General features: G+C 39.7%; 17 protein-coding genes and 2 tRNA genes. 18 read left to right on the plus strand and 1 reads right to left on the minus strand.

The genetic code is table 11. The annotated features are described in order from the left end of the window. Positions 1 to 77 precede the first annotated feature (77 nt). The gene (locus tag KUV80_RS01280) at positions 78 to 1,316 is read left to right on the plus strand and encodes an aspartate kinase (RefSeq protein ID WP_222460884.1); all 1,239 of its coding nucleotides are present in this window, start codon (positions 78 to 80) and stop codon (positions 1,314 to 1,316) included. Positions 1,317 to 1,357: 41 nt separating this feature from the next. On the opposite strand, the gene KUV80_RS01285 is transcribed toward KUV80_RS01280, so the two are convergent. Next, positions 1,358 to 1,804, minus strand: coding sequence for a YslB family protein (locus KUV80_RS01285; protein ID WP_222460885.1), 447 nt, complete (start codon positions 1,802 to 1,804; stop codon positions 1,358 to 1,360). Between the two features lie 306 nt (positions 1,805 to 2,110). Between KUV80_RS01285 and KUV80_RS01290 the strand changes: the two genes are divergently transcribed. The 17 genes from KUV80_RS01290 to ilvD all read left to right on the plus strand — a co-directional run bounded on the left by KUV80_RS01290 (position 2,111) and on the right by ilvD (position 18,518). Then, the gene (locus KUV80_RS01290) at positions 2,111 to 2,719 is read left to right on the plus strand and encodes a succinate dehydrogenase cytochrome b558 subunit (protein ID WP_222460886.1); all 609 of its coding nucleotides are present in this window, start codon (positions 2,111 to 2,113) and stop codon (positions 2,717 to 2,719) included. A 15-nt stretch (positions 2,720 to 2,734) separates the two neighbouring features. Further along, positions 2,735 to 4,495: a succinate dehydrogenase flavoprotein subunit gene (gene sdhA / locus KUV80_RS01295; RefSeq protein WP_222460887.1), complete on the plus strand. Its 1,761-nt coding sequence runs from the start codon at positions 2,735 to 2,737 to the stop codon at positions 4,493 to 4,495. 2 nt (positions 4,496 to 4,497) lie between these two features. Continuing rightward, positions 4,498 to 5,253 carry a succinate dehydrogenase iron-sulfur subunit gene (gene sdhB, locus KUV80_RS01300; protein ID WP_222460888.1) on the plus strand — a complete coding sequence of 252 codons (756 nt, stop codon included), beginning with the start codon at positions 4,498 to 4,500 and terminating at the stop codon, positions 5,251 to 5,253. Between the two features lie 295 nt (positions 5,254 to 5,548). Then, positions 5,549 to 6,016: an acyl-CoA thioesterase gene (locus KUV80_RS01305; RefSeq protein WP_222460889.1), complete on the plus strand. Its 468-nt coding sequence runs from the start codon at positions 5,549 to 5,551 to the stop codon at positions 6,014 to 6,016. Between the two features lie 156 nt (positions 6,017 to 6,172). Beyond that, on the plus strand, positions 6,173 to 6,397 hold the full coding sequence (locus tag KUV80_RS01310; RefSeq protein WP_066243534.1) for a helix-turn-helix domain-containing protein: 225 nt from the start codon (positions 6,173 to 6,175) through the stop codon (positions 6,395 to 6,397). A 261-nt stretch (positions 6,398 to 6,658) separates the two neighbouring features. After that, positions 6,659 to 7,504, plus strand: coding sequence for a glucose PTS transporter transcription antiterminator GlcT (gene glcT / locus KUV80_RS01315; RefSeq protein WP_222460890.1), 846 nt, complete (start codon positions 6,659 to 6,661; stop codon positions 7,502 to 7,504). A gap of 213 nt (positions 7,505 to 7,717) precedes the next feature. Continuing rightward, entirely contained in the window at positions 7,718 to 9,787 is a 2,070-nt protein-coding gene (gene ptsG / locus KUV80_RS01320; RefSeq protein ID WP_276516614.1) for a glucose-specific PTS transporter subunit IIBC, read from the plus strand. A 14-nt stretch (positions 9,788 to 9,801) separates the two neighbouring features. Further along, a complete protein-coding gene (locus tag KUV80_RS01325) occupies positions 9,802 to 10,068 on the plus strand; it encodes a phosphocarrier protein HPr (protein ID WP_222460892.1) in 267 nt (88 codons plus the stop codon). Continuing rightward, the gene (gene ptsP / locus KUV80_RS01330) at positions 10,068 to 11,780 is read left to right on the plus strand and encodes a phosphoenolpyruvate--protein phosphotransferase (protein ID WP_222460893.1); all 1,713 of its coding nucleotides are present in this window, start codon (positions 10,068 to 10,070) and stop codon (positions 11,778 to 11,780) included. Before KUV80_RS01325 ends, ptsP begins: the two co-directional genes overlap by 1 nt. 252 nt (positions 11,781 to 12,032) lie before the next feature. After that, positions 12,033 to 12,827, plus strand: coding sequence for a glutamate racemase (gene racE, locus KUV80_RS01335; protein WP_222460894.1), 795 nt, complete (start codon positions 12,033 to 12,035; stop codon positions 12,825 to 12,827). 114 nt (positions 12,828 to 12,941) lie between these two features. After that, positions 12,942 to 13,988, plus strand: a complete 1,047-nt coding sequence (locus KUV80_RS01340; protein WP_222460895.1) for a GerMN domain-containing protein — start codon at positions 12,942 to 12,944, stop codon at positions 13,986 to 13,988. Positions 13,989 to 14,061: 73 nt separating this feature from the next. After that, the gene (locus KUV80_RS01345; RefSeq protein WP_222462221.1) at positions 14,062 to 14,673 is read left to right on the plus strand and encodes an XTP/dITP diphosphatase; all 612 of its coding nucleotides are present in this window, start codon (positions 14,062 to 14,064) and stop codon (positions 14,671 to 14,673) included. Then, a complete protein-coding gene (locus KUV80_RS01350; RefSeq protein ID WP_222460896.1) occupies positions 14,658 to 15,179 on the plus strand; it encodes a metallophosphoesterase family protein in 522 nt (173 codons plus the stop codon). Before KUV80_RS01345 ends, KUV80_RS01350 begins: the two co-directional genes overlap by 16 nt. 90 nt (positions 15,180 to 15,269) lie before the next feature. Beyond that, positions 15,270 to 15,343, plus strand: a tRNA-Gly gene (locus KUV80_RS01355). 187 nt (positions 15,344 to 15,530) lie between these two features. After that, positions 15,531 to 15,607: transfer RNA gene (locus tag KUV80_RS01360), tRNA-Arg, on the plus strand. Between the two features lie 316 nt (positions 15,608 to 15,923). Further along, complete coding sequence (gene ilvE / locus KUV80_RS01365) at positions 15,924 to 16,826, plus strand: branched-chain-amino-acid transaminase (RefSeq protein ID WP_222460897.1); 903 nt, start codon at positions 15,924 to 15,926, stop codon at positions 16,824 to 16,826. 24 nt (positions 16,827 to 16,850) lie between these two features. Then, positions 16,851 to 18,518, plus strand: coding sequence for a dihydroxy-acid dehydratase (ilvD, locus tag KUV80_RS01370; RefSeq protein WP_222460898.1), 1,668 nt, complete (start codon positions 16,851 to 16,853; stop codon positions 18,516 to 18,518). Positions 18,519 to 19,055 lie beyond the last annotated feature (537 nt).

A 19,055-nucleotide genomic window follows, 5' to 3' on the forward strand; every position in this document is an offset into this window, starting at 1 on the left:
TAGGGTTTTTTCCTTATTGTTGCTTTTTGTTTTAAAAGAGAGATAGAAAAATAGCATCAGGAAAGGAAAGAGAGAACATGGGGAGAATCGTACAAAAATTTGGCGGTACAAGCGTTGGTTCTGTAGAACGGATTCAAAACGTTGCAAAAAAGATTATTAAAGAAGTTGAAAATAACAATGAGGTCGTAGTAGTAGTATCCGCCATGGGGAAAACGACGGATGAACTCGTTAAACTGGCAGGCCAGATCAGTAAAAATCCATCAAAACGAGAAATGGATATGCTCTTAACAACTGGCGAACAAGTCACCATTGCCTTATTAACGTTAGCTTTGCAGCAAGAGGGCTATAAAGCACTCTCATTAACAGGCTGGCAGGCTGGAATTGAGACTGAAAATAATCATGCTAATGCACGGATTCTAAATATACAGTCAGACCGGGTTAACAGTTTGCTTGCAGAAGGAAATATCGTGGTGGTAGCCGGTTTTCAGGGCTTGATAACAGAAACAAACGATATCGCCACACTTGGCAGAGGTGGGTCTGATACAACTGCAGTGGCATTAGCAGCAGCGCTAAAAGCAGATCGCTGTGATATTTATACAGATGTAACAGGAGTCTATACGACAGATCCTCGTGTAGTGACTAAAGCAAGAAAGATCCCTTCAATCTCCTACGACGAAATGCTTGAAATGGCCAATCTAGGAGCCGGTGTCCTGCATCCGCGTGCTGTTGAGTTCGCAAAAAATTATTCGATTATTTTAGAAGTCAGATCAAGTATGAGTGAAGAGCGGGGAACATTAGTTGAGGAGGAAGCAACGATGGAACAGAATTTAATGGTAAGAGGATTAGCCTTTGAAGGAAATATTACAAAAATCACAGTTTCTAACATACCAAACGAAATAAATGCTTTATCGGATCTATTCACGATACTAGCAAGTAATGGAATAAACGTAGATATCATCATTCAGAATGTGATGAACCAGGAAAAGACAAACATTTCATTTTCCATCGAATCAAGTTCTCTAAGTGAAACACAAGAAGTACTTGCCGCTCATCAACATCAGCTAGGGTTTGAATCTATAAGCTATGAAGGAGATCTTGCTAAAGTTTCAATTGTTGGTTCAGGAATGATCTCCAATCCAGGAGTAGCAGCTAAAATGTTCAAAGCCTTATCTGATCAAGATGTAATGATTAAAATGGTAAGCACCTCAGAAATTAAAGTTTCAACTGTCGTAAAACAAGACGACATGATTAAATCAATCGAAACGCTGCACGATGTTTTCGAGTTGGATGCTCGTGTTCCTGTGCAAAGTAAATAAGTTCTTCAAAAGAAAAAAAGCCGGTTGATACCGGCTTTTACTTATTCAATGGTATCCTTTTTGTCCCATTGAACGGTTATGGAAACTTTATTGCGTTTTACCGACTCTAGCGCTTCCGTTGTACATTTTTTTTGAAGTTGGATTTGTTCTGCGAGAAAACCTGCCTCTAAGCTGAAGGTATGGTGACGAAAATTTTCGATTCTTTGTTCAATAAGTATAGAATGCAAGGAAAAAACCATTTCTGTTTTAGAGGCTTCTATCATTTCAAGGTTACCCCAGCCAGCTTCATTGAAAAAAGCATGTACTTCTTCCATCGTATGTAAAGGGTATTTTCTGGCTAGATGTCTGCCTGCCCAATATAAAATATGTCGTTCTTGTTTCCCAAGAAGTTCAGGTAATAGATCGCTGCGAAGAATCTCATACCCAAAAGCTGAAACAGAAGGCTTTTCGGCAGGGGCGTTTTCTTCTTTTGTCTTTTGTTTAAACATTCTGCATCCCTTCTTTCTATTTTTTATTATAACGGCTATACATGGCAAACTCTATAGCACAATCAGTATTTGTCGAAAATGTTCCTTACAAAAAACGTTGATGTACCAATAAGATATCTAAATTAACTTGTTAGCGTTTTCTTGACGGTGTCAAACGATGGGAGTAAAATGGACATGTTGCTAGTTGATTAAACTACTTGTTTAACACTCATCCTCTTAAAGAGGAAACTTAAAACGCTTACACGAGAGATGGAGAGAAACAGAAGATTAGCAGCCAGAGAGGCTAAAATTAAAGGGGGCAAGAGAATGGCTGGCAGTAAAGATTTTATTAACAGAAGGATTCATTCACTATTAGGAGTTATTCCTATTGGGCTTTTTCTCGTTCAGCATTTAGTTGTAAACCATTTTGCAACAAAAGGTGTGGATGATTTTAATGCCGCAGCACATTTTATGGAAAATTTACCGTTTCGTTTCTTTTTAGAAACGTTTGTTATCTATCTACCATTATTGTTTCATGCGGTGTTTGGACTTTATATTACATTCCAGGCTAGAAACAATGTAAGCAGCTATGGGTATTTCCGTAACATGATGTTCCTTGTTCAGCGTATAACAGGTGTTATCACTTTGATTTTCATAGCATGGCATGTTTGGGAAACACGTGTACAAGCAGCATTGGGCGCTGATGTTAACTTCTCTATGATGCAAGACATCTTAAGTTCTCCATTTATGGTTGCGTTTTATTTAGTAGGTGTATTGTCCGCGGTTTTTCATTTTGCAAATGGATTATGGTCGTTTTTTGTCAGCTGGGGCCTCACTGTTTCGCCTCGTTCACAGAAGATTTCTACTTACGTAACACTGGGTGTATTTGTTCTTTTAGCCATTGTTAGTGTACGTACAATTTTTGCATTTATCTAAAAGGGGTGAGACGAATTGAGTAATCAGAAAATTATTGTTGTTGGCGGAGGTCTCGCCGGATTAATGGCTACGATTAAAGCAGCTGAAGCTGGTGTTAATGTTGACCTCTTTTCAGTTGTTCCTGTAAAACGTTCGCATTCTGTTTGTGCACAAGGCGGTATAAACGGTGCTGTAAACACGAAGGGTGAAGGGGATTCACCATGGGAACACTTTGATGATTCAGTTTATGGCGGTGACTTTTTAGCAAATCAGCCTCCAGTAAAAGCAATGTGTGATGCCGCACCTGGAATCATTCACTTAATGGACCGTATGGGTGTAATGTTCAATAGAACACCAGAGGGATTACTTGATTTCCGCCGCTTCGGAGGAACTCAACATCACCGAACGGCGTTTGCTGGTGCGACAACTGGTCAGCAGCTTTTATATGCACTTGACGAGCAAGTGCGTCGTCATGAAGTGGCTGGACTGGTTACAAAATATGAAGGCTGGGAGTTTTTATCTGCTATTTTAGACGATGAAGGCCAATGTCGCGGAGTAACCGCACAAAACTTAAAAACGATGGAGATCGTAAGTTTCCCTGCAGATGCCGTAATTATGGCAACTGGTGGACCTGGAATCATTTTTGGTAAATCAACGAACTCTGTTATTAATACCGGTGGAGCGGCTTCCGCACTTTATCAGCAAGGTGTTCATTACGCAAATGGGGAGTTTATTCAAATTCACCCAACGGCCATTCCTGGAGACGATAAGCTTCGATTAATGAGTGAATCCGCTCGCGGTGAAGGTGGGCGTGTATGGACGTATAAAGACGGGAAACCTTGGTATTTCCTTGAAGAAAAATATCCTGCATATGGTAACCTTGTTCCTCGTGATATTGCAACACGAGAAATCTTCCACGTTTGTGTAGATCTCAAGCTTGGAATAAACGGAGAGAACATGGTATACCTGGATCTATCTCATAAAGATCCTAAGGAACTCGATATTAAGCTTGGTGGAATCATTGAGATTTATGAGAAATTTATGGGGGATGACCCTCGTAAAGTTCCGATGAAAATTTTCCCTGCTGTTCACTATTCAATGGGTGGCATGTGGGTAGATTACGATCAAATGACTAATATTCCAGGGCTTTTTGCAGCAGGAGAGTGTGAGTACCAATACCACGGAGCGAATAGATTAGGAGCCAACTCGCTTCTATCTGCTATCTTTGGCGGTATGGTAGCTGGTCCATCTGCAGTTAAGTACATCAAAGGTTTAGAAAAAACAGTTGAAGATGTATCTTCTGTGGTCTTTGATAATCAAGTGAAAAAAGATCAAGAAGTTTACAACAACATTCTTTCGATGGATGGAACAGAAAATGCTTACGTCATCCATAAGGAACTAGGAGAATGGATGACTGATAATGTTACAGTTGTAAGATACAATGATAAATTAAAGCAAACGGATGAAAAGATTCAGGAATTGATGCAGCGTTACAAAAACATCAACATCAATGATACATCTAAATGGAGCAATCAAGGTGCATCCTTTACTCGCCAGCTTTGGCATATGTTGCAGCTCGCTCGCGTCATTACACTTGGTGCACTAAACCGTGACGAAAGCCGTGGCGCGCATTATAAACCTGAATTCCCTGAACGTAATGATGAAAAATATTTAAAAACAACACGAGCGAAATTTAATCCTGCAACAAATGGACCGGATTTTGAGTATGATGATGTAGATGTTTCGCTTATTCAACCGCGTAAACGTGACTATTCTAAGAAGAAGGCAGGGGTGTAAGTATGAGCACAAAAATGGTGAAATTCATCATCTCAAGACAGGATAACCCTGAAACTGCCCCATATTTAGAAGAGTTTGAGATTCCGCACCGTCCAAATATGAATGTTATATCAGCTCTTATGGAAATTCGAAGAAACCCTGTTAATGCAAAAGGGGAAGCTACGACTCCTGTAACGTGGGAGATGGGATGTTTAGAAGAAGTTTGCGGTGCGTGTTCAATGGTTATCAATGGGAAACCTAGACAATCTTGTACAGCCCTTGTTGACCAATTAGAACAGCCTATTCGTCTTGAGCCAATGAAGACGTTCCCGGTTGTTCGTGACCTGGCGATTGATAGAAGCAGAATGTTTGATGCGCTTAAACGCGTGAAAGCGTGGATACCGATTGATGGTACGTATGATCTTGGTCCTGGACCCCGCATGCCAGAAACAAAACGTCAGTGGGCGTACGAACTTTCTAAATGTATGACTTGCGGTGTTTGTTTGGAAGCTTGTCCAAACGTAAACAGCAAATCAGATTTCATTGGACCAGCACCACTGTCTCAAGTACGCTTATTTAACGCACATCCGACAGGAGAAATGAATAAAGAAGAACGTTTAAATGCAATCATGGATGACGGAGGACTTGCATCTTGCGGGAATTCACAAAACTGTGTTCAGTCTTGTCCGAAGGGGATTCCATTAACAACATCAATTGCAGCACTTAATCGTGACACGACTTTCCAAGCATTTAAAAATTTCTTTGGCAGTGATCGATAAATAAAGTAAAAAAGGCTTCTCTCAAATAAGGGGGGAGTCTTTTTCATAAAGGCTGTTTTTCTACAAGAATGTTTCTGATGGTGATATTTTTTATTCTCTTCTTTGACAAGTTGATTGGAGTGCAAAGTGCGAGACTACTGCGGGATAAGCAGGACAGGTGAGACTCCTAATGGAGCAATGCGCCAAGGAGGCTCACCGCACGCCCCGTGGAAAGCAAGCATTTTAGAGCGTAAATCAACTTCCTTCAAAGCAACAAAGTTTACGAAAATAGCCTTCAAAAAAAGGTGGTGCATTCATGGCAAGGCAAGATTATATTTTAGATTTGGATGAATGGAAAGCAGGCTTTCACTTTTTTCATGAGCTGCATGTGAGGTTTGGTGAAATCGACGGGTTTGGACATGTAAACAACACAAATGTCTTTGTTTATATGGAAGAAGCAAGGATTGCACTTTTTAAAGAATTAGACCTCATGAAGTCCTGGGGAGCGCAAGATGCCACTGAGATCCCGGTTGTGGCCGATCTGCAATGTGATTATCTTTCGCAAATAAGATATGACGAGAAATTAACAATTTTTGTTAAAATGAATGAAGTAGGATCTTCTTCCATTGACTTGCATTATTTAGGTTTGAATAAAGAAAAGTTGCCAGTTTTTACCGGTAGAGGAGCAATTGTTCAAATATCTAAGCAAACCGGGCGACCATCAAAGTGGAGTGAAGATCTGAAAATGGCATTCTCAAATTTTAGTCAAAAAGCCTTCATTTAAAAAATGGGCTTTTTTTTTAATTGTTTCCTTCATATAATTAATACTTTTTAAGTTAACCAAGTCACTTACATCTGTGTTTTTACATACTATATGTTGACTAAATACTTCCAATATTCGTTGGCGGTTCCTAAACCCTAGCAAGGAGGGGTGAATTCATTGAAAGATAAACACTACCGACCGAAGCCTCTACTTACAAAAAGAGAGAGAGAAGTTTTCGAACTACTAGTCCAAGACAAGACTACAAAAGAAATTGCGGAACAATTATTTATTAGTGAGAAAACAGTTCGAAACCATATTTCGAATACCATGCAAAAGCTTGGGGTTAAAGGACGCTCTCAAGCCGTTGTAGAGTTATTGAGGCTTGGAGAACTCGAGATTTAGTCAGAAAGCGGCTTTCAAAAATGAAAGCCGTTTTCAGTATGCAAACTAAAATGTAGAAATTTCTCAAGTTTTCGCTGCTTAACTAGTACAAGGCGATTTAATATGTAATATGTGCAAGTATGGCTGACTATATTGTGCTTTACGTCAGCCAAGTTTTTTCACAGTAAAAAAGTGTAATTGATTTTTATACCTTTTTTCAGATATGATGAAAGTTACGATGTTAATCGTTTCTTTCCCAGCTAATGAAAAAGGTGAAAAATCATGAATGAAAGCCTTCAAGTTAAAAAAGTACTTAATAATAATGTTGTAATCGTAACCGATTTTTCGGGTAACGAACGAATTGTAATCGGTAAAGGTATCGGATTCGCTAAAAAACAGGGCGAATCGATTTCCCATGAACAAGTGGACAAGCTATTTGTTTTAAAAAATGAAAACGAGCAGGAACAATATAAAACTTTATTAAGTTATATAGAAGAGGATACAGTTGAACTAATCAATGATGTGATTGTCCATATCGGCAACCGCTTTGAGAATGATCTAAATGAGCATATCCATGTGGCGTTGACGGATCATATCGCCTTTGCTATAAAACGGCTACAACAAGGTTTAGATATAAAAAATCCGTTTTTAACTGAAACACAGACACTGTATCCTAAAGAATATACTGTCGCCGAAGAAGTGATCGAGGTAATCAATAAATCGCTTCAAATTCATCTCCCAGAAGGGGAAGTCGGATTCGTAGCCCTTCATATTCATAGTGCGATTACGAATAAAAGTGTGAGAGATATAAAAAAACATTCACAGCTCATCAACACACTAATGGAAATGATTCGGCACTCTCTCGACATCACGATTGATACGAAAAGTATTAATTATTTACGGTTAGTGAGGCATTTGAGGCATGCTATCGAACGCATATCAGCTGGAGATATAATGGAAGAACAAGAAAAGTTGGCAAAAGTGTTGAAAGAAGAATATCCGGTATGCTACAATTTGGCGTGGAAGTTAATCAAGGTCATGCAGAATACCTTGAGCAAACCCGTGCCACATGCAGAAGCAGTTTATTTAACAATGCATTTGCAAAGGCTTTCGCGATATGACAATTAAACAAAACGTAACGAGTAATTAAATATAGATACACCGTTTTTACGTGTTACTGATTCGATCAGGCATAAGTATGGAACAAAAGTGTAGCAATTGCTTAATTAGGATATATTAATATCTGATTAGGTACTATGCGCATGTTCTTTATTTATGTCTTTTTTGTTTTTTGCGGAAGTAAATGGAAGGGTTATCATAAAAAAAGGAGGACTTCCCATGTTGAAAAAATTGTTTGGTGTACTTCAACGCGTTGGTAAGGCACTAATGCTGCCGGTAGCCATTCTGCCAGCAGCTGGTTTGTTGCTAGCTTTTGGTAATGCGTTTAAAAACGAAGCGTTGATTAAGCTAATTCCAGCTTTAGATGCGAACTGGTTCCAACTCGTAGCTGATGTAATGGAACAATCAGGTGGAATCGTCTTCGGAAACCTGTCGTTGTTATTCGCGGTAGGTGTTGCCGTTGGACTTGCTGGCGGTGAAGGTGTAGCAGGTCTTGCAGCCATTATCGGTTACTTAATCATGAACGTTACGATGAGTGTAATTGAAGGTGTAAAACCTGAAATGATTGAAGCTGATCCATCCTATGCGATGGTGCTTGGAATTCCGACACTTCAAACAGGTGTGTTTGGGGGTATTATTGTAGGTATTCTGGCGTCGTATTTGTATAAGCGGTTTTATAACATAGAGCTTCCTCAATATTTAGGCTTTTTTGCCGGTAAACGTTTTGTACCGATTATTACAGCTGTATCAGCATTAGCTCTTGGTATTGCAATGACGTTCATTTGGCCGCCTGTTCAGAATGGGCTAAACGCTTTCTCTGAAAGTATGATTAATTCAAATCTTACAATTGCAGCATTTATCTTTGGTGTAATTGAAAGATCACTTATCCCATTTGGTCTTCATCATATCTTTTACTCACCTTTCTGGTTTGAGTTTGGTTCTTATAAGTCAGCAGCAGAAGGACTTGTACGTGGAGATCAGGCGATTTTCTTTGCACAATTAAAAGACAATGCAGAATTAACAGCCGGGACATTCATGACAGGTAAGTTTCCATTCATGATGTTCGGACTTCCTGCAGCGGCGCTTGCTATGTATCATGAAGCACGTCCGGAACAAAAGAAAGTAGTAGCAGGTATCATGGGTTCTGCGGCATTAACATCATTCCTTACAGGGATAACAGAACCGATTGAATTTACGTTCCTTTTTGTAGCACCAGTACTTTTCGGTATTCATGCTATTTTCGCAGGACTTTCTTTTATGACTATGCATTTGCTTAATGTTAAAATAGGTATGACTTTCTCAGGTGGAGTCATTGACTACTTATTGTTCGGAGTACTACCGAATCGTACGGATTGGTGGCTAGTTATCCCAGTAGGTTTAGTTTTCTCTGTTATCTACTACTTTGGTTTCCGATTTGCGATACGTAAGTGGAACTTAAAAACACCTGGACGTGAGATCGTTGATGACGAAGTTGAAACAAACGTCGGACCGTCAAATAAAGATTCTTTAGCAGCGAATATTTTAGAAGGTTTGGGCGGAGAGTCTAACATATCTAATCTTGATGCTTGTATCACACGACTTCGTGTATCTGTAAATGATCCAAAAGAAGTTGATAAAGCACGGTTGAAAAAATTAGGAGCATCCGGTGTTCTTGAGATGGGGAACAATATTCAAGCCATTTTTGGGACCCGCTCTGATACGATCAAGAGTGAAATACAGGATATTATGAAAGGCAAAACGGTCGCTAAACCTAAAAACAGTGAAAAGATTCCTGAACAAGGTGAGTTAGCTGATACAGAAGACAAGTCTGTTGCTAATCCAACTTCTTCAATTACTTCAGAAGAACGTTTCGTATCACCTATTAAAGGGAAAATAATTCCGATAACAGAAGTACCTGATCAAGTGTTCTCAGGCAAAATGATGGGTGATGGCTTTGCGATCGAACCATCAGAAGGTCTAGTCGTATCTCCTGTTAATGGAAAGATAATCAATGTATTCCCGACTAAGCATGCGATCGGTATTCTGTCAGATAGCGGAAAAGAAATTCTAATCCATTTTGGAATTGACACTGTCAAACTAAAAGGTGAAGGGTTTGAAAGCTTTGTTTCTGAAGGGGACAAGGTGAAAGCTGGTCAGAAGTTATTGAAGGTTGATTTAAACTATGTGAAAGAAAATGCACCTTCTGTAATTACACCAATTGTTTTTACAAACTTATCTGGCGAAACGGTTTCAGTTGAAAAAACAGGAACAGTCACCATAGAAGAAGAAAATATTATTACATTCAAAAAATAAAGGGGTAAAAAACAATGGCAGAAAAAACATTTAAAGTAACAAGTGAATCAGGAATCCACGCACGCCCGGCAACAACTTTAGTAAATCAAGCAGGCCAGTTCAGCTCAGATATCACGCTTGATTATAATGGGAAAAGCGTTAACTTGAAGTCCATCATGGGTGTGATGAGCTTAGGGATTCAATCTGGAGCAGAAATTACGATCAAAGCAGAAGGTTCTGATGCAGAAGAGGCTTTAACTTCTTTAGAAGATGTTATGAAAAAGGAAGGACTTGGTGAGTAATGTCTGAAAAAATTTCAGGTATTGCAGCATCAGCCGGCATTGCAATCGCAAAGGCGTTCGTTCTTCAAAATCCCGAACTAACGATTGATAAAAAATCGATCAAGGATACTTCAAAGGAAATAGAACGTTTTCAGGCAGCGCTTGACACGTCGAAGGAAGAACTTTCTGTTATTAAAGATAAAGCTAATGAAGAACTTGGTGAAGATAAGGCAGCTATTTTTGCTGCCCATCTTCTTGTTCTTAGTGATCCAGAGCTTGTTGATGCTGTAAAACAAAAGATTGAAAACGAACAAGTAAACGCCGAATCAGCGATGAATGACGTTTCCTCAACGTTTATTAATATGTTTGAACAGATGGACAATGAATACATGAAAGAGCGAGCAGCAGATATCCGGGACGTATCTAAACGTGTATTAGCTCATTTATTGGACGTTCAGTTTACAACTCCTGCGAGTATTTCTGAAGAGGTTGTCATTCTTGCAGAAGATTTAACTCCTTCAGATACAGCTCAGTTGAATCGTCAATTTGTAAAAGGGTTCGCAACAGATATTGGAGGCAGAACATCGCATTCTGCGATCATGTCTCGTTCTATGGAGATTCCAGCCGTTGTTGGAACAAAGATTATTACTGAAAAAATTGAAAATGGTGTGATGGTCATCATTGATGGATTAGATGGACATGTTATCATTGATCCATCTCAAGATGAGATTGCAACCTATCAAGAAAAAAAGGCGCAATATGAAAAACAAAAAGAAGAATGGGCTAAGCTTGTAAACGAAAAGACATTCTCTTCAGATGATGTTCAAGTAGAGCTTGCTGCAAATATCGGTACTCCAGCTGATGTTAAAGGTGTTTTAGCAAACGGTGCTGAAGGTGTTGGCTTATACCGTACAGAATTTTTGTATATGGGCCGCGACCAGCTTCCAACAGAAGAGGAACAATTCAGCGCTTATAAAGAGGTTCTTGAAAAGATGGAAGGTAAACCTGTCGTTATTCGTACGTTAGATATAGGCGGGGACAAAGAGCTTCCTTATTTGAATCTCCCTAAAGAACTCAATCCCTTCTTAGGTTTCCGTGCCATACGCCTTTGCTTGGAAGAACAAGAAATTTTCCGTACACAGCTTAGAGCTTTGCTGCGTGCAAGTAAACATGGTAACTTAAAAATCATGTTCCCGATGATTGCAACCCTTGAAGAGTTCCGATCAGCTAAAAATATCTTAATGGACGAAAAAGATAAACTTATCAATTCGGGAACTGAAGTATCAGATAATATTGAAGTAGGAATCATGGTTGAAATTCCATCAACAGCTGTAATGGCCGATACTTTTGCTAAGGAAGTAGATTTCTTCAGCATCGGTACAAATGATTTGATCCAATATACTATGGCCGCTGACCGAATGAATGAGCAGGTATCCTATCTTTATCAACCATACAATCCTGCTATCTTAAGACTTGTGAAAATGGTGATTGATGCCGCTCATAAAGAAGGTAAGTGGGCAGGTATGTGTGGTGAGATGGCAGGAGATCCAATTGCCATTCCGATTCTTTTAGGCTTAGGATTGGATGAATTCTCAATGAGTGCAACTTCTGTTCTCCCTGCACGAAGCCAGATTCGAGGGCTATCTAAAGAGAAGATTAGTACGCATATCAATGAAATTCTTGAAATGGATACAATGGAAGACGTAATAAAGTTTGTTGAAACAAACTTTTAATACGTAATAAAGTGGACTATGGGGTATATCCATAGTCCTTTTCCATACCCTCTAGATGTCGAATGTTGAAATAAATTGTCGTTGTCGTTACGTTTTTTATTTCATTTTATAGGGCGTTTGCAGTCAAAATCTTCACAAAAACTCATGACTTTTGAACGATTTTCATTGCAATTTCATAAAAATATTAGCAGAATAGAAACAATGATAAACGCCTTTTGTTTTTCAGCATGTATATAGAGATGAGGCGATGTTTTGAATAGACCGATAGGAGTAATAGATTCTGGAGTTGGGGGCTTAACGGTTGCCAGAGAGATTATGAAGCAGCTCCCGAAAGAAGAAATTATATATTTAGGCGACACGAAACGGTGTCCTTATGGACCAAGACCTTTTGAAGAAGTAAGAAAGTACACGTGGGATATGATTCATTTTCTGCTGGAACTCGATATAAAAATGCTCGTAATAGCTTGTAATACGGCTACTGCTGCAGTTTTAGAAGAAGCGAAAAAGAAGCTGGATATTCCCGTTTTAGGAGTCATTCATCCTGGAGCGAGGTCAGCATTAAAGGTAACAAGAAATAACCATGTTGCTGTAATCGGCACAGTTGGAACGATTACTAGCGGTGCATACAAATACGCGTTACAGCAGATTCGAAATGATGTAATCGTGGAAAGTTTGGCATGTCCGCTATTTGTGCCGCTTGTCGAACAAGGAAAGCTATCAGGTGAGGAAACCTTAAATGCCGTTTCAGAAACGCTCCATCCATTAAGAGATGTTTCAATCGATACGTTAATATTAGGCTGTACCCATTACCCTTTATTACGGCCGATTATCCAGCAGGTCATGGGGAAGCATATTACACTCATTTGTTCGGGCGCGGAAACAGCTCGTGAAGTTTCTGTCATATTAGATCATAGTGGTTTGTTAAATACAGGAATCACCAGACCGAACCATAGGTTTTTAGCAACAGCAGAAAGCAGCCATTTCTTAGAGATCGCGAACCATTGGCTCAATCGAAAAATAGACAGAGTAGAATGCATCACATTATAAAAAGGGAGCAGAATCGTTTTAACGATTCTGTTCCTTTTTATTTTTGTACAAGTGGTCTAACAGAGGAGGATAGCTCGTATACATAATTGTACAAACCACTTGAGGAGGGAAAGTATGCGCAAAACAATAAGATCAGGAGCGCCACTGCTTTTGTTATCAGTTTCATTACTGGTATCAGGGTGTGGATTAGGGGGAGAGAAAGCAGGAACAGAGCTGGATCCCCCAAAGGTGAACTATGTAAAAGAAGGGAAGTCCCTTAATAAAAAAGAAAAGGCTGTAAATGCCCAAAAGACTCAAAAGCGTCAGCTATTTCTATTTGACAGCAACGGTATGGTTGTACCTCAAGTTTTAGCTCTTCCGAAAAACGATGAGACGGCAAAACAGGTTTTACAATATCTCGTGAAGGATGGACCTGTCACAAATATTATTCCAAATGGCTTTCAAGCAGTACTGCCTGCAGATACGGAAGTTTTATCGGTGAATATAAAAAAAGGAACAGCTGTAGCGAACTTTTCGAAAGAATTTACAGAATATCATGCTAAAGATGAACTTAAGATTCTTCAAGCGATAACGTTCACGCTTACGCAGTTTGATAATATTAAGAAGGTTAAAATACAGATTGAAGGAAAGAATCAAAATTCAATGCCTGTTAACAACACGCCAGTAGGTGAAGGGGTCAGCAGGGTCGATGGCATCAATCTAGAGAACGGAAATGTTGCGGATATTACAAACAGTGAGTTTGTCACTCTTTACTTTTTAGCACAAACACAAGACCAAACCTATTATGTACCTGTAACGAGACGTGTAGCGAAAGAGAGCACGGATAAGGTTACAGCAACGATCGAACATCTTATTGATGGTCCTTCAGCAGAGAGTAATCTTCTTACTGATTTTAGAACGGATGTAAGGCTGTTAAGCACACCAGTTGTGAAGGATGGCGTAGTAACATTGAATTTCAATGGTGCTTTAATAGACAACAAAGAAGAAAGTATGATTGCGGATGAAGTATTAAATTCAATTGTTCTTTCCTTAACAGAGCTATCAGAGGTAAAGAAAGTAGCCATTCAGGTGGATGGGAAGTCAAAAATCTTCACTGAAAAGGGAAAAGAACTTACAGCCCCAGTTTCACGTCCTAAAGAAGTGAACACGGGTGAATTTTAAATAAGTATATCTTTATGATAAAGTGAAGAGACGAGGATTCGTCTCTTTTTTATGATGTGAAAGTGAGGTTTACATAATGAAAATATTGATTGCTACGCAAAACAAAGGAAAAGTAAATGAATTTCAATCTATGTTCAAAGAATTTGGGATTGAGGTATTATCCTTATTAGATATTGAAGATTGCCCGGAAGTTGAAGAAACTGGAACAACGTTCGAACAAAACGCCATATTAAAAGCTGAAACCATTAGTACAAGAATGAATATACCCGTCATTGCAGATGACTCCGGGCTTGAAATCGATGCATTGGAAGGAAGACCTGGTGTTTATTCTGCCAGATATGCGGGAAGCCAAAAGAGTGATGAACAGAATATGGATAAAGTATTGGATGAATTAAAACAAGTTGCCCAACCGAATAGAACTGCACGGTTTGTCTGTGCACTTGCGTTTGCGAGACCTGAGTGTGAAACATTTGTCATAAGAGGGGAATGTGAGGGTGAAATCTTATTAGAAAGACGCGGCTCAGAAGGGTTCGGATATGATCCGATCTTCTTTCTTCCACATCTAAATCGATCAATGGCGGAATTATCGAAAGAAGAGAAAAATAAAATCAGTCACAGAGCACTCGCGTTACGAAAATTGAAAGACTATATCAGCGAGGAGGACATGCTATGGCAAAAGCCTTGATCGTTAGTGACAGCCATGGATTAAAAAAAGAATTAATTCAGCTGAAAGAGCGACATGAACAAGAAGTTGGCTTAATGATCCATTGCGGGGATTCTGAACTGCAAACATCTGCCCCTGAATTGTCCGGTTTTGTTACTGTAAAAGGAAATATGGATTATCTCGGTCAAGATTTTCCAACAGAAGCTATTGAAATGTTAGATACTACCTGTATATATATCACACATGGCCACTTATATGACGTGAAAATGTCACATCTTGCTCTTGGCTATAGAGCTGAAGAAACAGGAGCCAGCATTGCCTGCTTTGGGCATTCGCACATAGCTGAAGCATATGAACGTGAAGGTATGGTGTTCATTAATCCAGGCAATATACGATTGCCGAGAGGGACGTTTGAAAAGACATATGCTTTATTAGAAGTTGATGATAAGGAAGTAAACGTTTCTTTTTACTCATTAGATGGCAGACGTATAGAGCAGCTTTCAAAGCAATTTACGCTGCAAACTTGAGAAAATATAAGAAAAAATAAGAAATGGGTTGACTTGTGTCGGGATATTGTGTATATTTAGTTATGTCGTCGCGACAAGGTCTTTATGTCTGCGGGTGTAGTTTAGTGGTAAAACAAGAGCCTTCCAAGCTCTGGTCGTGAGTTCGATTCTCATCACCCGCTCCATTTGTTTTTCTCACGTTCAAATGGCACAAAAGAGTTACATCTGAAGTTAACAGATCTTACATTTAAAATGCATGTTATAAACATATTTGTATCCACGGTCGACAGGTGGAGCAAATCACTGTGTGCCCGCAGCGCATGGTAATTGCGGAAAGCGCCATTGCTATGCGAAATGGGCTCAAATACATATGTCCCAGTAGCTCAGCCGGATAGAGCATACGCCTTCTAAGCGTACGGTCGGGAGTTCGAATCTCTCCTGGGACGCCATATAACTTTTAATTACTACATAACTCAACACGTTTTATGTTCTCCCTTATAGGACATGAAGCGTGTTTTTTTGTGTGTTTTTAAAAACATTATTGTAAGCGCTTTAAAAATGTTTACATTAAGCGGTGAATTTTTCTTATTGTGCTTATCCATGGGAATGAAAGCGTATACAAATAATCAGAAAAATCAGAATTGGGTGTTTTCATAAAAATTCATGGTTGACCCACCACAAATATGGGCGTAATATTGTCAACAATTATTACCTTATATTTAAAAAATTCTAATAATTCAAAATGTAAAGAAAAGGAGGATCACGATGCAGGAGCAATGGGTTTACGTTAATGGTGAGTACGTATTAAAGGATGACGCAAAAGTCTCAGTTTATGATCATGGATTTTTATATGGAGATGGGGTGTTTGAAGGGATTCGTGTTTACAACGGAAATGTATATCGATTAGACGAACATCTTCAGCGTTTATACGAATCTGCTCAATCCATTATGCTGAAAATTCCACACACTAAAGAAGAGTTAACAGACATCATTGTCGAAACGCTCCAGAAAAATAAATATCGTGATGCTTATATTCGGTTAGTTATTTCACGAGGAAAAGGGAATTTAGGACTGGATCCTTTCACATGCGGCCAACCAGGTGTCATCGTAATTGCAGAGCAACTGGCTCTATTTCCAAAGAAACTTTATGAGACTGGTTTAGAAATCATAACAGTTGCAAGCAGAAGAAATCGTCCGGATGTATTAAGTCCTAAAGTAAAATCACTAAATTACTTAAACAATATTTTAGTCAAGATCGAAGCGAGTCTTGCAGGTGTAAGTGAAGCACTTATGCTAAACGATCAAGGCTATGTCGCGGAAGGTTCAGCTGACAATGTATTTATTATAAAAGGAACTACCATTAAGACACCTCCCGGTTACTTAGGAGCTCTTGAAGGAATCACGCGAAACGCGATTGTAGAGATTGCACGTGACCAAGGCTACAACATGGTGGAAGAGCCATTTACGAGACACGATGTTTATGTAGCAGATGAAGTTTTCCTAACCGGTACGGCTGCTGAGGTCATTGCAGTTGTAAAAGTGGATGGCAGAGTTATCGGCACCGGTACTCCAGGTAATCATACAAATAAACTTTTAAAAACCTTTAGAGAAAAAGTAGTAGAAGAAGGTGTGAAAGTTTATTCCAATCAAACCGTACAAGCGGGATAAAAGAAGTATAGGAGTGTTACAGATATGCGCAGCAATATGATCAAACAAGGAATCGATAGAGCCCCGCACAGAAGTCTTCTCCACGCAGCGGGAGTTGCACCTGAGGATATGGATAAACCATTTATCGGTGTTTGTAATTCCTATGTTGATATTATTCCGGGTCATATGCACCTCAACAAAGTAGGTGAATGGGTAAAAGAAGCCATTAGGGAAGCAGGCGGAATACCTTTTGAATTTAATACGATCGGCGTAGATGACGGTATTGCGATGGGGCATATAGGAATGAGGTATTCACTCCCAAGCAGAGAAGTCATTGCAGACGCAGCAGAAACCGTGATTAACGCCCACTGGTTTGACGGTGTGTTTTATATACCAAATTGCGATAAGATCACCCCTGGTATGCTGATGGCAGCTGTTCGTACGAATGTACCAGCCGTATTTGTTTCAGGAGGTCCGATGGAAGCTGGAAAATCCATGGCTGGTAAATCGCTTTCCCTTGCCTCAGTCTTTGAAGGGGTAGGATCTCATCTTGCCGGAAAGATGACTCGCGAAGAACTGCTGGAACTTGAAACGAGTGCTTGTCCGACTTGCGGGTCATGTTCGGGTATGTTTACCGCGAACAGTATGAATTCCATTATGGAGATGCTCGGAATTACATTGCCAGGAAACGGCACAATTGTAGCTACATCAGATGAAAGGAAAAAATTGATTAAAGAGGCTGCAATTTCATTAATGGATCTTGTGAAGAATGACATTAAGCCTAGAGATATTATCACAAAAGAGGCGATTGATGACGCTTTTGCATTGGATATGGCGATGGGAGGCTCAACCAATACCGTACTTCATATGCTTGCAATAGCGAATGAAGCTGAGATTGAGTACGACTTATCTCAAATTAATGTAATCGCAGAGAGAATACCTTATCTATCAAAAATCAGCCCAGCTTCAGATTATTCGATGCAAGATGTTCATAGGGCAGGTGGTGTAAGTGCTATCATCAATGAACTTTGCAAAATGGAAGGTGCTATTCATAACGATCGATTAACGATTACTGGGAAAACGCTGGAGGAACGAGTGCGTCACGCTGAAATTTTAGATGATGATGTTATTCGGAGAAAAGAGAACGCTTATTCACCAGTTGGCGGCTTATCTATTCTTTACGGAAACATTGCACCAGATGGCTGTGTCATTAAGGTCGGAGCTGTTGATCCTTCCATAAAAACTTTTCAAGGTGAAGCGATCGTCTATGAATCCCAAGAAGAGGCGATACAGGGAATCAATAACGGAGAAGTTAGAGAAGGCCATGTCGTGGTCATTCGATATGAAGGACCAAAGGGCGGCCCGGGAATGCCGGAGATGCTTTCTCCTACATCAGCTATAGCAGGAAGAGGGTTAAGCACTAAAGTAGCGTTAATAACGGATGGCAGATTTTCTGGTGCTTCCAGAGGAATCTCTATCGGTCATATATCACCAGAGGCCGCGCAAGGCGGACCAATCGCTTTTGTAAACAATGGAGATCCGATCTTGATCAATCTTGTAAATAGATCCATCCAAGTTTTATTAACTGAAGAAGATTGGAAAGAAAGAAAAGAAAGCTGGGTGAAACCTGAGCCGAAGATCAAGAAAGGTTATCTTGCTCGGTATGCAGCCCTCGTAACATCTGCTAATACTGGAGGAATCTTGAAAATTTAATACAATAAAACGATGACGGAGAATAATGGTAGATGTGGAATACTCAGAGAGCCGGGGTTGCTGTGAACCGGTTATTCCTAATACCAGGACATCCCTCCTGAGTGTCCTTTTGAAAGAATCTTAAGTAGGAAGGGCCAAGCGATACTCCATTTTTATCGCTTGTTATCAAATGACGGCTCGTCCGTCACGAGGCGGCACGTATATGAAACGACAACATGTGCCGTGAAAAAGGGTGGTACCGTGGAAAAAATTAAACTTTTTCACCCCTTTGGATAGGATTAACCTGTCCAATTGGGTGGGGAAGTTTTTTTATTTGGTTTTTTTCAAAAAGATTGTTGCTTTTGAATCGGTTCATTCTCTTCAATGCAAAGTTGATTGGAGAGCAAGGTGCGAGACTCCTGCGGGATCAGCGGGACAGGTGAGACTCCTATGGGCGCAAAGCGTCCAGGAGGCTCACCGCACGCCCCGCGGAAAGCGAGCATCCTGGAACGGAAATCAACTACTTCCAGGAATAACAATGTTTGCGAAAACAGCCTT

This window comes from Fictibacillus nanhaiensis (assembly GCF_019801215.1).
Lineage (GTDB): Bacteria > Bacillota > Bacilli > Bacillales > Fictibacillaceae > Fictibacillus > Fictibacillus nanhaiensis_C.

Excerpts from the sequence above, each read along its gene's own strand:
- KUV80_RS01280 (WP_222460884.1), top strand. The coding sequence starts at position 78 with ATGGGGAGAATCGTACAAAAATTTGGCGGTACAAGCGTTGGTTCTGTA.
- KUV80_RS01285 (WP_222460885.1), bottom strand. The coding sequence starts at position 1,804 with ATGTTTAAACAAAAGACAAAAGAAGAAAACGCCCCTGCCGAAAAGCCT.
- KUV80_RS01290 (WP_222460886.1), top strand. The coding sequence starts at position 2,111 with ATGGCTGGCAGTAAAGATTTTATTAACAGAAGGATTCATTCACTATTA.
- sdhB (WP_222460888.1), top strand. The coding sequence starts at position 4,498 with ATGAGCACAAAAATGGTGAAATTCATCATCTCAAGACAGGATAACCCT.
- KUV80_RS01305 (WP_222460889.1), top strand. The coding sequence starts at position 5,549 with ATGGCAAGGCAAGATTATATTTTAGATTTGGATGAATGGAAAGCAGGC.
- glcT (WP_222460890.1), top strand. The coding sequence starts at position 6,659 with ATGAATGAAAGCCTTCAAGTTAAAAAAGTACTTAATAATAATGTTGTA.
- KUV80_RS01325 (WP_222460892.1), top strand. The coding sequence starts at position 9,802 with ATGGCAGAAAAAACATTTAAAGTAACAAGTGAATCAGGAATCCACGCA.
- ptsP (WP_222460893.1), top strand. The coding sequence starts at position 10,068 with ATGTCTGAAAAAATTTCAGGTATTGCAGCATCAGCCGGCATTGCAATC.
- KUV80_RS01340 (WP_222460895.1), top strand. The coding sequence starts at position 12,942 with ATGCGCAAAACAATAAGATCAGGAGCGCCACTGCTTTTGTTATCAGTT.
- KUV80_RS01350 (WP_222460896.1), top strand. The coding sequence starts at position 14,658 with ATGGCAAAAGCCTTGATCGTTAGTGACAGCCATGGATTAAAAAAAGAA.
- ilvE (WP_222460897.1), top strand. The coding sequence starts at position 15,924 with ATGCAGGAGCAATGGGTTTACGTTAATGGTGAGTACGTATTAAAGGAT.
- ilvD (WP_222460898.1), top strand. The coding sequence starts at position 16,851 with ATGCGCAGCAATATGATCAAACAAGGAATCGATAGAGCCCCGCACAGA.